A 12,630-nucleotide genomic window follows, 5' to 3' on the forward strand; every position below is an offset into this window, starting at 1 on the left:
AGAAAGCTGAAATTCTAATTGTAAACTCTTTCATTATCTTATCACCTGTGCAATAATTAAAATTCGCCATAAATTATCTGTATTGGTTAATTTTGTCTATGAGTATTTCTATATTTAATATGTACTACGTCCATCTTACTTTTTCCTTTAAGTAGCATACAAATAAGAATGTTTTTTATTTAAATGTAGAAACTAACATACTGATAATGGATGGGATATTTTACAAACAGTTTTTTAGGAGGATATTAAATGAGTATACATATTGGTGCCGAACAAGGTGCAATTGCTGATAAAATTTTATTACCTGGTGACCCATTAAGAGCTAAATATATCGCAGAAACATTTTTAGAGGATGTTGTTTGTTATAATGAAGTACGTGGAATGCTTGGTTTTACTGGAACATATAAAGGCCAAAGAATTTCCGTTCAAGGTACCGGAATGGGAGTACCTTCAATTGGTATTTATGTAAATGAATTGATTAATAGTTATGGTGTAAAAACTTTGATTCGCGTTGGTACATGTGGTGGACTTCAAAAGGATGTAAAAATTCGTGATGTCATTATTGCGATGACGACTTGTACAGATTCAAATATGAATCGTCAAACATTCCCTGGTTTCGATTACTCTCCATGTGCTAGCTTTGATTTATTAAAGAAAGCCTATGAAGGTGCAGTGAATAAAGGGTTAAATGTTAAAGTAGGAAATATTTTAACTTCAGATCTTTTCTACCGAGATAGTATGGACATGTATGAAAAATTAGCTAATTACGGAGTTCTTGCGGTAGAAATGGAAACTACTGCATTATATACAATCGCAGCAAAACATAATGTAGACGCACTTACTGTTTTAACTGTAAGTGATCATATCTTCACTGGTGAAGAAACATCTGCACAAGAAAGACAAACTACTTTCAATGATATGATTGTCATCGCGCTAGATGCAGCAATCGCTTAATATATCTAAAAAAACCTGGGATTATGATCTCAGGTTTTTTCATTGTATTGAAATATAAATGAGGAAATTTTGAAAACTAGAACACTAAGTGAATAATTTATTGATAGAGTTGAGTTTTGTTAGTGTACATCAAGTTGCGAACATCCTGTAGTGGAAATCAACTTCAACCAAATTACTTACCAATGATTAATATTGAATGTTTCAAATTCCGGAATTATTTTATTAAATATTTGTGACCTAACGTCGTTTTTATACCACTTTACATCCAATCAAAGGTACAATAACAATATCGAAAATCAAATTAAGGATGGTAAGGAATGAAGAAACAGCAATCAATTTTACTTTTCACCTGGATTGTAAGTATAATTGCAACTCTAGGTAGTTTATCATTTTCAGTAATTAATCATTGGACACCTTGTTCATTATGCTGGTATCAGCGAATTTTTATGTACCCAATCGTTTTTATAATAGGAATCGCTTTTTATAAAAATAAAATAAAAGATGTTATTTATGTTTTACCTTTATCATTAATAGGTATGTGCATTTCAATCTATCATATTTTAATTCAAAAAGTTCCTGCACTTAAGGAAACAGCAACACAGTGCGGTCCGGTCCCTTGTACTGGAGATTATTTAAATTGGTTTGGATTCATTACAATACCAATGCTGGCATTTGTTGCATTCCTACTTATTAATATTTGTTGCATAACTCTTTTACGAAAATCAAATTAAAATAATTCAAGCTGCTCGGTAGAAGATGGTCCAAATTCAATACCTAGCAGCTTCATTAATTGTTTAGCATTATCCGCTGCATCTCCACCAGAATTATTATTAAACAGTATACAAATTTCTTTTGTGTTTTTTGATAGCTGTTCAATTCTTTCTACCCAATCGTATAATTCTTCTTCATTATAACGGTATAAATAACGTACCTCACGCCAATTATCTTGTCCATTGTGATTCCATCCATATATATTTCGACCATGGAAACGGATTAAAGTTAAATTTGGATTCGTAGGATGTAATACAATTGGTATACTTCCATTACCTGCTTGTGGCTCATCACAAATTGAATGAATCCATCCTTCCTCTTCCATAAACTTCAACGTTTGCTCATAAAAATTAGGATAAAACCATGTCTGATTACGAAATTCTAAAATTGCAGGAAGACCTTTAAGTTTACTTTTCAAAGTTCTTAATAATTCAACATTTTCTTTTTTACAATTAAACCATGGTGGAAACTGAAACAATATCCCTTTTAATTTATCCGCTTCAATTAAAGGCTGGATTGATTCCAAAAATGGCGTCAACAGTAAAATTTGTTCCTCTTTAGAATAGTTTTGCCTTGAATGGCCAGTGATTCCGCCGTACGCTTTAACGATAAACGAAAAGTCAGCTGTAGTTTGATTTACCCATTTTTGATAGTTTGATTGTGGCATAATACTATAATAGGAAGAATCAATTTCAACAATTGGAAAATGCATACAATATTGTTTCAATTTTTTTGAAGAGTGAATCCGATCAGGGTATAAACTATCATGATCGCCCCACCCAGTAACTCCAATCTTTATTTCCATGCTTCTCTCCCGTTAGTTCTTTCATTACTAATTAATTATTTCTAATTTTCATTAAAATAAACGAATTAGTTTGATATAATGACTACAGTATAATCTTATTTTAGTAGAAATTGGAGTATAGTGTAAATGATTAACGAGACCGTACAAGAACTAAAAAATAAAATTACCGAGCTTGAAGAAAAAGTAAAATCGTATGAAACAATTTTAAATACAATAACTTCCGGATCTATATTTTCAAATGAAACTCGTGAATTATCAAATTCGAATCATTTAACTAGAAATACAAGTTTATGTAATACAAATAATGAAACACTTCCATTACATACTAAATTCTCTAACTTTTTATCTAATAGTCGGAGAACTTTGCAATCCATCTACGATGCTTTACCGCATCACATAGTATTTATCGATAAAGATGGGATCATTACGCTATATAACCAACAAGTTGCAATTGATTTTAAAATTACTAAATATGAATTAATTGGACGACATATTAGAAATTTATTAAAAATAGACGATAAAGACATTTGTTTACTACAAACACTTTATTCAGGTGAAGAATTTTACAATAAGGAAATTTTAAATATTAACTATGGCATTATCAATACCCGTATCATCCGTGATATAAATGGAGCAATTTCAAGAGTAATTGGTGTTTTTCATAATTTAAACGAGGCAAGGGATTCTGAAAAGCTAGCAATGTCAGGTAGAATTGCTGCAGGTATAGCACATGAAGTCCGCAATCCACTTACAACTGTTAGAGGTTATTTACAATTCTTGCAAGAAGAAGCTCCACCTCAATATAAGCAATTGTTTAATGATTTATTGATTCCAGAATTAGATAGAGCAAATGGAATCATTACTGACTTTTTATCTATTACAAAGAATGCGAACTATAAACCTGAACCAATTAATATTAATGATTTTTTATCGAATCATATAAAACAGCTATTATTTAGCGAGACCGTTTTAAATAATGTTAATATTGAATACTACCTATCTGAGGAATTAATCGGAGCACATATTTTCTTTGATAAAAACCAACTTGTACAAGTTATTTTAAATTTATTTCATAATGCATTAGATGCAAAAAAAGAAGGTCTGCTTACAATTATCATTTCAACTTATATTGATAAGGATTTTATTTATATTGCATTAAAAGATGATGGATCAGGAATTCCAGCTTCAGATTTACCATATATATTTGATCCGTTCTTCTCAACTAAAGATGACGGTACTGGACTAGGTCTACCTTTAACTAAAAAACTAATCCAAAATCATAACGGTACTATATGCGTGATGAGCGATCATAATGGAACTACTTTTACAATTACATTACCAATTAAATAGCTTTATAAAAAAAAGACCAAAACATAAAAGTTTTGGTCTAATTCATTAAACAGATAATATGATTTTTCCAGTTGATTTTCTACTTTCTAATAGATCATGAGCAAGCTTACCATCTTTTAAAGGAAACACTGTAGGTTGTTGTACGATTAATTGTTTAGTTGCTATCCAATTAAATAGCTCATTACTTCTACGTAGTCTCTCTTCTTTTGAAATAAGTACATTCCACAAGTCTCCACCAGTTAGTGTTTTTGAGGTATCCATTAACATTCTTGGATCAATATGAACCGGATCTCCTCCAGCCATTCCATAAAATACAACTGTACCGTGAACTTTTGTTGATTCAAAGCTATCCATGATTGTAGATCCTACTGATTCATAAACAACATCTACACCATTTTTTTCTTTTGTAAACTCTTTTATTTGTGAAACCCAATTATCAGTATATAAAAATACTTCTTTTGCACCGATTGATAAAGCTTTTTCTCTTTTTTCTTGTGATGAGGTTAATCCGATTACCTCTCCACCTTTTAAAAGAATCATTTGAGTCAATAATTGGCCAACACCACCTGCTACTGCATGAACAAGTGCAACATCACCTGATTTTATTTTATAACTATCATTCATTAAATAATGTGCAGTTAACCCTTGAAGCATAATAGACGCAGCAATTTCAAAATTAATTTCATCTGGAATTGGTACAATATGAGATTCCTTTGCAGCAACATACTCTGCATTCGAAAAAGGAACATCTGCAAACGCTACGCGATCTCCTACTTTATAGTCCGTTACATCAGAACCGACTTCTGTAATTATTCCAGAGCCTTCATACCCTAAAATATACGGAGGATCACCTGCTAAATGATAATTTCCTTTACGTCGATAAATATCTGCAAAATTAACACCTACAGCCTTCATTTCAACTAATACTTCATCGTTTGAAATTTTAGGTGTTGCAATTTCTTCGTATTTTAATACGTCTGATTGACCAAATTCTCTAAAAACTAGTGCTTTCATTTACATACTTCCTTACATTTAAAATTCAAAGACAAAATCCTCATCTGTTAATTTTTCCACTGTAACTGCTTTTACATACCCATTACCTTTAACAGAGAAGAAATCATGATTTTTTGTATCCGTTTTTAAACCATTTAAAACAATTGGATTAATATCTTCTTCATCAAAATAAGTATCAAAACCTAAGTTCATTAACGCTTTGTTTGCATTATATCGAATAAACTTATTAACTTCATCTACTAAACCAATTGAAGAATAAATTTCTTCTGTATATTGTAACTCAATTTCATATAATTGAACTAATAATGACATTGTTTCATTGTAAAGTCGAGTTTTTTGTTCATCAGTAAATTGATCATAAATTTGTTGAGCTAATAGTCCTACAAATACACCGTGAATACTTTCATCACGTAAAATTAGATTAATAATCTCACCACTAGCAGTCATTTTACCTTGACCTGCTAAGTATAACGGGAAGAAAAATCCACTATAAAATAAGTAACTTTCTAAAAATACACTTGCAACCATTGCCATGTATAACTCTTCATCCGAAACATCACGCTTTAATAGATTTAAATAATAAGAAGAAATTAATTCCGATTTTTTTGTTAAAATTGGATGCTCGTCCACCCATTTAAACAAATCTTCAATTTCATCTTCTGTAGCAAGAGTTGTAAAAATATGTGAATAGCTTTTTGCATGTACTTCTTCCATAGCACCCATAAATGCTAGTACACTTTTAGCTTGTAAATTTTTAAGATGAACTAAGATTAAAGGCATTCCTTCTCCGCCTTGCTTAGTATCTAATAATGTTAGACCACCCAAAACCTTTTTAAATGCTGATTGTTCCTCTTTTGATAATGTATTCCAAGTATTTTTATCAGATGAAACGACAATTTCTTCTTCAGTCCAAAACTGCGAAAGATTTTGCTTCCAAAACACTAAACTAAAATCATCTTCTTTTTTATTCCAGTTAACAGCTTTCATTCATATTTCCCCCTAATCATAAAGAAAGCTCGATGATATAGAACAATATGCATAAAGCATTCTATATTCGAGCTTTTCATTTTAGATCATTAAGTAATTTAATTTAGATTCAGGTTTAGACTATTGAACTCTTTATATACTAAAGTCCAATACTCCTATTTTATACTGAACAACTTATACATTCTTCTACACTCAATTTACGAGTACGTGTGTAATATAAACTCTTTAATCCTTTTTTATTAGCATAAATATAGTATCTAGCAAGCTCTCGTGTTGAGATATCACTGTTTACATATAAGATTGTACTAATACCTTGATCGACATGCTGCTGAATTTCAGCAATTAAGTCGATTAATTTAAATTGGTTAATATCATAAGCTGATTTATAATACCAGAAACTATTTTTTGATAAATATGGCATCGGATAATAAGTTGTTGAATTTGCGTAAGTTCTAGATTCAATAACATTTACAATCGGCATAACTGATGAAGTAGCATTTTGAATATAGCTAATCGATTGTGTAGGCGCGATTGCTAAACGATAACTGTTATATAAACCATACGCTTGTACTTGCTTACTTAATGTAACCCAGTCAAATTCATTTGGGATATAGATTCCATTAAATAATTCCTTTACCTTATCTGTTTTAGGTTCAAATGATTTTGAAGTATACTTTTCAAAATAAGTACCTTTAGCATATTCACTCTTTTCAAAATCCTTAAACGTTTTACCAGTTTCTTTAGCGATTAGCATACTTTTTTCAATAGAATGAAAGTTTACCATCATAAAGAATGTATTCGCAAAATCTTTTGCCTCAGCACTTTCATATGAAATTCCATTTTTCGCTAAAAATCCATGCAAATTCATTGCACCTAGACCAACTGAATGAAGTTCTTCATTTGCCTTTTTCACTGTAGGTGCATTCTCTATTTCCGTCATATCTGTTACAGCTGTTAATGCCTCAATTCCAACATGTACAGATTCTCTGATCGCTTTATTTTCCATTACGTTTACAATATTTAATGATCCTAAATTACAATTCACATCACGTTTGATCGAATCTTCTTCACCATAGTTATTGATGACTGATGTTTCTTGGAGTTGAAAAATTTCTGTACACAAATTAGACATTTTTATTTCGCCAATATCCTTTAATGCATGCTGCTGATTAGCATTACTTTTATACATTAAATATGGATAACCAGATTCTAACTGAATCGCAGCAATTTTTACTAAAAGATCTCGAGCATTTAAGTCTAGTCTTTTCTTTTTAATACGCTCATTATTTACTAACTCTTCATATCTTTCATCTATATCAAAATCATCTAAATGAATGCCATACTCTTTATACACTGTATATGGTGCGAATACATAGAATGGTTCATTTTTTTCTGCTAGTTCAAAGAATTTATTTGGAACAATTAAACCGATTGATAGTGACTGAATTCTACTCTTCTCATCGGCATTGATTTTTTTTGTATCAAGAAATTCAACTACGTCCCAGTGGAAAATATTTAAATAGGTTGCACCAGCACCTTTACGTTGTCCAAGCTGGTTAGCATATGAAAATGAATCTTCTAATAGCTTCATAACAGGAACAACACCACTTGCAGCGTTATCAATTTCTTTAATTTGCTCTCCACGTGCTCTAAGTTTTGATAGATTTAGTGCAACACCACCGCCGATTTTTGACAACTGCATTGCTGTATTAATTTGAAATCCGATTGAATTTAAACTATCGTCCATTTCTAGTAAGAAACATGACACCAATTCGCCTCTTCTACTTCTTCCAGCATTTAAGAAAGTTGGAGTAGCTGGCTGATAGTTTTGTTGAATCATCATTTTTGCTAATTTCAATGCTTTTTCAATATTGCCTCTTCCTAAATATAGTGCAACGATCGCAATTCGATCTTCATATCCTTCTAAATAATGCTTTCCATCATTTGTTTTTAATGCGTAATCTTTAAAGAATTTTGATGCAGCCATATATGATTGAAAAGTGAATCCAGCATTGTATACTAACTCATATAATTTTTCTATTTCATCAAAGGAGTAATCTATCTCAACATTATAATAGTAGTTTTCTTGTATCATATAGTTTAAGCGTTCTTTTAAGGAAGAAAACTGAATCTTTTTATCTTCAACTTCTTTTAAGAAACAAAGAAGCGCTTCTTTATCTTTTGCGAGATCAAAAAAACCATCTTTTTTAATCGTCAATTCATTATTCAGCTCAATATGTCTCAAGCTTTTCCACTCCCTCAATAAAATATTGTACATCTCGACTTGTCCCTGACAGTTCAAACTTTGATAACACTGGAACTTGATAGTCTGATGCTATTTTATCTGCACTTGCTGCAAAAGAATCTCCCCAGTTTTTATTACCACTTGCACTAACTGCTTTTAAATACTCCGAATTACTCTCCAAAAAAGTACTTACGTTTTCAGGTACGTTACCAAATCCTGTAGTATAGGTTACGAGAATATACGGTACTTCAATTTTTAGTCCATCTTTTATTTGGATTGACGGCATTCTAACTTTATTGACAAATCGCTTAACATTGCCAGTCATTGAACTGTAAACTATCACCATATTATCACCCTCGTTAATATGTAAGAATATTGAAAATACTTATATTATATACCTACATATTGTATTACCTTTTTAGAACAAACACAACATATAGATACTAAATTTAGAAAATAAACATTTCGACAATATGTCTCGAAATAAAACAATATATGAAATTTAACAAATTATGGAGAAGAGTGCAATAAAGTGTAAAACGATTTTTTTGTCAAATGAGGTCATAACATTTTCACAAAATAAGTACTCATTAACACCTTGCGAAATAAGAAAAAAAGCTAAAAAAACTTTTTTTTTTCGCAAACTTTTAATGAGTACTCGATTAAAATAATATTATTTTTGCTTTAGATTTTAACAAAAACTGTTAACTTCTAGCTTCTTCCAAGTATGTATAAATTACATGGCCTCCATGCTGAGCAATCCCACGAAAGTGCTTAAAGTCCTCCCGATGAACAATTATTTGTCTAAATGCTAAAAAATCATCTTTTGTAACACTAATTTCTGAAATCTCACCTTTAACTAGCTGATCAATCAAATTGATAAATTCATTTTGTTCCATATAATCACCCTTTATTATTTTGATCGATTTTTTGATCGCTACAAGAAATAAACTTCAAACCTAACATTAACAAAGAATGTTCTTAATGGAAACTAAATAGTTACATCAAGAATTTTTTCTGTAACAGCTAAATTCATATTTTTATTATTTACTAAAATTACTTCACTTTTTCCATCTTTTAAAACTAAGAATGCTTTAGGAATTACTTCTACTCCTGTTCCAATACTCGCAAACTCGTATGATGAATGAGCTTCGCCTAGCGCTAAAATCATCTCAAAAAATGGTACTAAAATAATGTTTTCAAAAAATAAAATTGGATCACCTATAAGAGTATTACTACTAACCAAATTTTTAATTTCATTAGAAATTTCTACTTCAAACTCTTCAAACCATTCTTTCAACAAACTAACCTCCTGAAAGTGCTACAACCATTTTTGCCTTTCAAAAGGTTTTTAAACATAATTTTTTATGAAAAAAGACAAAATTGTAAAAAAATTTCAATTTTCTCTTTACCTTTAAACCGTTTTCATGCATTATAGAAGGTGTCAAATCAAAACTTTGTTAGGAGATATGCTCATGAAAATTGCAGAAGCAGGAAATATCATTGAGTTTAAACAGGGATTGAAAGGTAGAGTACAAAAAGTAAATAAAAATTCTGTCATTGTTGACATATCCATAATGGAAAACTTCAGAGATTTAGAAATGGAAGCGCTAACAGTCGTAAATCATAAAAATTATAAAATACTAAAAACAGCAGAATAGTTTTAAAATAGTAGATTCTGCTTATATTCATATTTTAAAAGGTTCGAACTACATAGATTTCGATTCTATTAAAATTTTATTAGAATTCTTTACCAAATCAGTCTCAGGTCCCGTGTATATCACGGGACTTTTTTTTATGATTACAAATGAAAATGATAAGTGATCTTCACGAAAAAAATCTAGTACCAATCACTCTTTAGTAAAGGAGATGGCTATTTTGTTTCTTTGTCCAATTCTTTAAACGATTTTACTTTATCATGTGGCTGATGGTTCGACTTTCTTTCATTCCAAAATCGTTCCTTTTCTTTTTTTGATTTTGTCATTTTCATACCTCCTAAAATTAATGAGTTTCTTGCCATCTTATCATTTCACAAAAAATGAAAATCTATGTTAATTATTTTTAGAAGATTTGAACAAGAAAATCGTATAGGACTTTTAGATCTTTTTCTTGTATTTTAAAGCGAGCATACCAGAGTTGAAATTAACATTTTTCTTTCTTAGAGAAAAAACACCATAAAAAGTTTGGAAATTCCGTTTATATTCTTTTATCATTTTACCACTATATATAGAAAGGAAGACTTTACCGCACCAAACTAGAATTTTTTCTACTTTTTCTTCAAGTGGCACCCTTAAATGCATAACGACCTAAAATAGTTCTTCAATATCAATGGATCGTACAAAAGAAAAAAGACTACCTCTTCGCCTAGCAATCATCGAGGGAGGTAAAAACACGTCTAAAACCTAAATTAATGACCGCATTTGCTTCAATAGCTCCTTTACCACCCTTAACATTAAAACGTCTAGTGGTACACTTATTTCGACTTTATTAATGCTAATATTTATTCCAGTTGTTAATGAACTGTTCTTTACTTAAAAACAAAGAAGCATGACAATCCTTAAGTTAGGGTTGACTGAAAATACTTTGCTGATAAATGGTTAATATCAAAGTAAAAATGCCATACTCGTAGCAGGCATTACTTGATTAATTGACGACCACTTTTTCCAACAAGTCAAAAAGAGAAAGAAAATACTTCTTTCTCTTTTTGGTTTCATTGTTATTTGAACTTCACAAGAATCATATCTTCATCTTTTCTACCCATATAAAAACTCCGACCTTTAAAAAGTCGGAGTAATTCATTATAAATTTTGATCGTTAACTCCTGCTAGCCATTTCCTAACAGGTTCTAGTGTTTCCTCAATACAGCCATCATTAAATGGAGATTCAAGTTTAGCCTCTTTAACTAAGCCTAAAAATGATTTACTGCCACCTAATTGGCATAGTCCAACATAATCGGACCAAGCTGAATTTCGGTCTTCATGCATTTTATTCCAGAATTGTAACGCACAAATTTGAGCTAATGTATAGTCAATATAATAGAATGGTGATTGGTAAATATGCCCTTGTCTTTGCCATAAACCACCTTTTTCTAAATAACTATTTCCATCATTTGCTCGATGAGGTAAATATTTTTCTTCTATGCTCTTCCAAAGTCCGTGGCGTTCCTCAGGTGTTAAATCAGGATTTGCGTAGATTTCATGCTGGAATTCATCTACTGCCACACCATAACTAATAAAAGTAACTGCACTACTTAAATGTGTAAAATAATATTTTTGTGTATCTTCCTTAAAGAATTCTTCTTGCCAAGGCCATGTGAAAAATTCCATACTCATTGAATGAATCTCACACGCCTCAAAAGTTGGCCAGTTATACTCAGGTGTTTCAAATTTTCGACTTTCATAAACCTGGAATGCATGACCAGCTTCATGTGTTAATACGTCAATGTCACCAGATGTTCCGTTGAAATTCGAGAAAATAAAAGGAGCTTTATAGTTTGGAATATAAGTACAATATCCCCCACCTTGTTTTCCTTCCTTAGCAACTAAGTCTAGCAAATTTTCCTTTAACATAAAATTGAAAAATTCACTTGTTTCTTTCGATAATTCATCATACATTTTTTTACCATTCTCAATAATCCATTCAGGATTACCTTTAGGTGTTGCATTACCCGTTACAAATTCGAATTTATCGTCATAGTAATAAAGTTGTTCTACACCAATTCGATTAGCTTGTCGTTCTCTTAATTCGGTAGCGATTGGAACAATTGTTTCAAGAACTTGCTCTCTAAACTTCTTAACATCATTTGCATCGTAATCCGTTCTCATCATACGAGCATATCCTAGTTCAATAAAGTTTGAGAAACCAAGCTTGTTTGCAATACGAGTACGGATTTTTACTAATTTATCGTAAATCTCATCAAATTTATCTTGATTCTCCGAGAAGTATCCAAAGTATGTATCGTAAGCTGTCTTTCTAACCTCTCGATCTTTATCCTCGAAATGTGCTGAAATTTGTGCTAACGTTTTCACTTCACCATAAAACGGAAGTTTAGCAGCCGCTACTAACTTAGCGTATTCAGTCGTAAGTTTATTTTCTTCCTGTAAATCCGGAATTACTTCTTCACTTAGAATTTTCACTTCACACTCCGCTAAAGCAAATAATTGATGGCCATATTTTTCTTCAAGTTGCTCTCTAAACGGAGAACCGATTAATGCTTTATAATATTGTTGCCCATATGACTGAACAATTGGAGTGTTCTCATCAAAAAACGCTTGCTCATCCTCATAAAACTTATCGTTTGTATCAACTGAATGGCGAACTGCACATAAATTTTCCATTGTTGAAAATTCATTTCTTAAATCATTGATTTCATTCATTGCTAATTCTTGTTCGTAGACCGTTGAAGCATCATAAAAATTTTGTAGTGAACGTTTAAATTGTTCCCCAAGGTTCTTAATATTTGGTCTAGAATACTGGTAATCTTGAAAACCCATGTTAATCCCTC

At 31.0% G+C, this 12,630-nt stretch carries 13 protein-coding genes; 4 read left to right on the forward strand and 9 right to left on the reverse strand.

Features of this window, described 5'->3' with window-relative positions; translation table 11 throughout:
* Window positions 1-249: 249 nt before the first annotated feature.
* Both deoD and CN946_RS15330 read left to right on the forward strand, forming a co-directional pair.
* Entirely contained in the window at window positions 250-954 is a 705-nt protein-coding gene (gene deoD, locus CN946_RS15325; protein ID WP_098861931.1) for a purine-nucleoside phosphorylase, read from the forward strand.
* A 317-nt stretch (window positions 955-1,271) separates the two neighbouring features.
* The gene (locus tag CN946_RS15330) at window positions 1,272-1,685 is read left to right on the forward strand and encodes a disulfide oxidoreductase (protein ID WP_098861932.1); all 414 of its coding nucleotides are present in this window, start codon (window positions 1,272-1,274) and stop codon (window positions 1,683-1,685) included.
* On the opposite strand, the gene CN946_RS15335 is transcribed toward CN946_RS15330, so the two are convergent.
* Window positions 1,682-2,530 carry a DUF72 domain-containing protein gene (locus CN946_RS15335; protein ID WP_098861933.1) on the reverse strand — a complete coding sequence of 283 codons (849 nt, stop codon included), beginning with the start codon at window positions 2,528-2,530 and terminating at the stop codon, window positions 1,682-1,684. The two genes, CN946_RS15330 and CN946_RS15335, sit on opposite strands and share 4 nt — an antisense overlap.
* A gap of 126 nt (window positions 2,531-2,656) precedes the next feature.
* Between CN946_RS15335 and CN946_RS15340 the strand changes: the two genes are divergently transcribed.
* Window positions 2,657-3,880: a two-component system sensor histidine kinase NtrB gene (locus tag CN946_RS15340; protein ID WP_098861934.1), complete on the forward strand. Its 1,224-nt coding sequence runs from the start codon at window positions 2,657-2,659 to the stop codon at window positions 3,878-3,880.
* Between the two features lie 45 nt (window positions 3,881-3,925).
* Here the strand turns inward: CN946_RS15340 and CN946_RS15345 are convergent, their stop codons facing one another.
* From CN946_RS15345 to CN946_RS15370, 6 genes are all read right to left on the reverse strand, one after another.
* Window positions 3,926-4,894, reverse strand: a complete 969-nt coding sequence (locus CN946_RS15345) for a quinone oxidoreductase family protein (RefSeq protein WP_098861935.1) — start codon at window positions 4,892-4,894, stop codon at window positions 3,926-3,928.
* A gap of 18 nt (window positions 4,895-4,912) precedes the next feature.
* Window positions 4,913-5,881, reverse strand: coding sequence for a class 1b ribonucleoside-diphosphate reductase subunit beta (gene nrdF, locus CN946_RS15350; protein WP_098861936.1), 969 nt, complete (start codon window positions 5,879-5,881; stop codon window positions 4,913-4,915).
* 160 nt (window positions 5,882-6,041) lie between these two features.
* The gene (gene nrdE / locus CN946_RS15355) at window positions 6,042-8,126 is read right to left on the reverse strand and encodes a class 1b ribonucleoside-diphosphate reductase subunit alpha (protein ID WP_098861937.1); all 2,085 of its coding nucleotides are present in this window, start codon (window positions 8,124-8,126) and stop codon (window positions 6,042-6,044) included.
* Entirely contained in the window at window positions 8,113-8,472 is a 360-nt protein-coding gene (nrdI, locus tag CN946_RS15360; RefSeq protein ID WP_098429921.1) for a class Ib ribonucleoside-diphosphate reductase assembly flavoprotein NrdI, read from the reverse strand. Before nrdI ends, nrdE begins: the two co-directional genes overlap by 14 nt.
* A 358-nt stretch (window positions 8,473-8,830) precedes the next feature.
* Window positions 8,831-9,025 (reverse strand): hypothetical protein, encoded by a 195-nt coding sequence (locus CN946_RS15365; RefSeq protein WP_098429920.1) that lies wholly within the window; start codon window positions 9,023-9,025, stop codon window positions 8,831-8,833.
* 92 nt (window positions 9,026-9,117) lie between these two features.
* The gene (locus tag CN946_RS15370) at window positions 9,118-9,426 is read right to left on the reverse strand and encodes a spore germination protein GerW family protein (RefSeq protein WP_098234421.1); all 309 of its coding nucleotides are present in this window, start codon (window positions 9,424-9,426) and stop codon (window positions 9,118-9,120) included.
* Window positions 9,427-9,601: 175 nt separating this feature from the next.
* On the opposite strand from CN946_RS15370, the gene CN946_RS15375 reads away from it, so the two are divergent.
* Window positions 9,602-9,787: a YkvS family protein gene (locus CN946_RS15375; RefSeq protein WP_098861938.1), complete on the forward strand. Its 186-nt coding sequence runs from the start codon at window positions 9,602-9,604 to the stop codon at window positions 9,785-9,787.
* A gap of 212 nt (window positions 9,788-9,999) precedes the next feature.
* Here CN946_RS15375 and CN946_RS23835 read toward each other — a convergent pair whose 3' ends face one another.
* Entirely contained in the window at window positions 10,000-10,110 is a 111-nt protein-coding gene (locus CN946_RS23835) for a DUF6254 family protein (RefSeq protein WP_235832784.1), read from the reverse strand.
* 814 nt (window positions 10,111-10,924) lie between these two features.
* A complete protein-coding gene (locus CN946_RS15385; protein ID WP_098861940.1) occupies window positions 10,925-12,619 on the reverse strand; it encodes a M3 family oligoendopeptidase in 1,695 nt (564 codons plus the stop codon).
* Window positions 12,620-12,630 lie beyond the last annotated feature (11 nt).

The organism is Bacillus sp. AFS053548, assembly GCF_002575105.1.
Lineage (GTDB): Bacteria > Bacillota > Bacilli > Bacillales > Bacillaceae_G > Gottfriedia.

What these genes read in the sequence shown, in the direction of transcription:
- CN946_RS15365 (WP_098429920.1), bottom strand. Translation starts at nt 9,025, where the DNA reads ATGGAACAAAATGAATTTATCAATTTGATTGATCAGCTAGTTAAAGGT.
- nrdI (WP_098429921.1), bottom strand. Translation starts at nt 8,472, where the DNA reads ATGGTGATAGTTTACAGTTCAATGACTGGCAATGTTAAGCGATTTGTC.
- CN946_RS15335 (WP_098861933.1), bottom strand. Translation starts at nt 2,530, where the DNA reads ATGGAAATAAAGATTGGAGTTACTGGGTGGGGCGATCATGATAGTTTA.
- CN946_RS15345 (WP_098861935.1), bottom strand. Translation starts at nt 4,894, where the DNA reads ATGAAAGCACTAGTTTTTAGAGAATTTGGTCAATCAGACGTATTAAAA.
- CN946_RS15330 (WP_098861932.1), top strand. Translation starts at nt 1,272, where the DNA reads ATGAAGAAACAGCAATCAATTTTACTTTTCACCTGGATTGTAAGTATA.
- CN946_RS23835 (WP_235832784.1), bottom strand. Translation starts at nt 10,110, where the DNA reads ATGACAAAATCAAAAAAAGAAAAGGAACGATTTTGGAATGAAAGAAAG.
- CN946_RS15385 (WP_098861940.1), bottom strand. Translation starts at nt 12,619, where the DNA reads ATGGGTTTTCAAGATTACCAGTATTCTAGACCAAATATTAAGAACCTT.
- CN946_RS15375 (WP_098861938.1), top strand. Translation starts at nt 9,602, where the DNA reads ATGAAAATTGCAGAAGCAGGAAATATCATTGAGTTTAAACAGGGATTG.
- nrdF (WP_098861936.1), bottom strand. Translation starts at nt 5,881, where the DNA reads ATGAAAGCTGTTAACTGGAATAAAAAAGAAGATGATTTTAGTTTAGTG.
- deoD (WP_098861931.1), top strand. Translation starts at nt 250, where the DNA reads ATGAGTATACATATTGGTGCCGAACAAGGTGCAATTGCTGATAAAATT.
- CN946_RS15340 (WP_098861934.1), top strand. Translation starts at nt 2,657, where the DNA reads ATGATTAACGAGACCGTACAAGAACTAAAAAATAAAATTACCGAGCTT.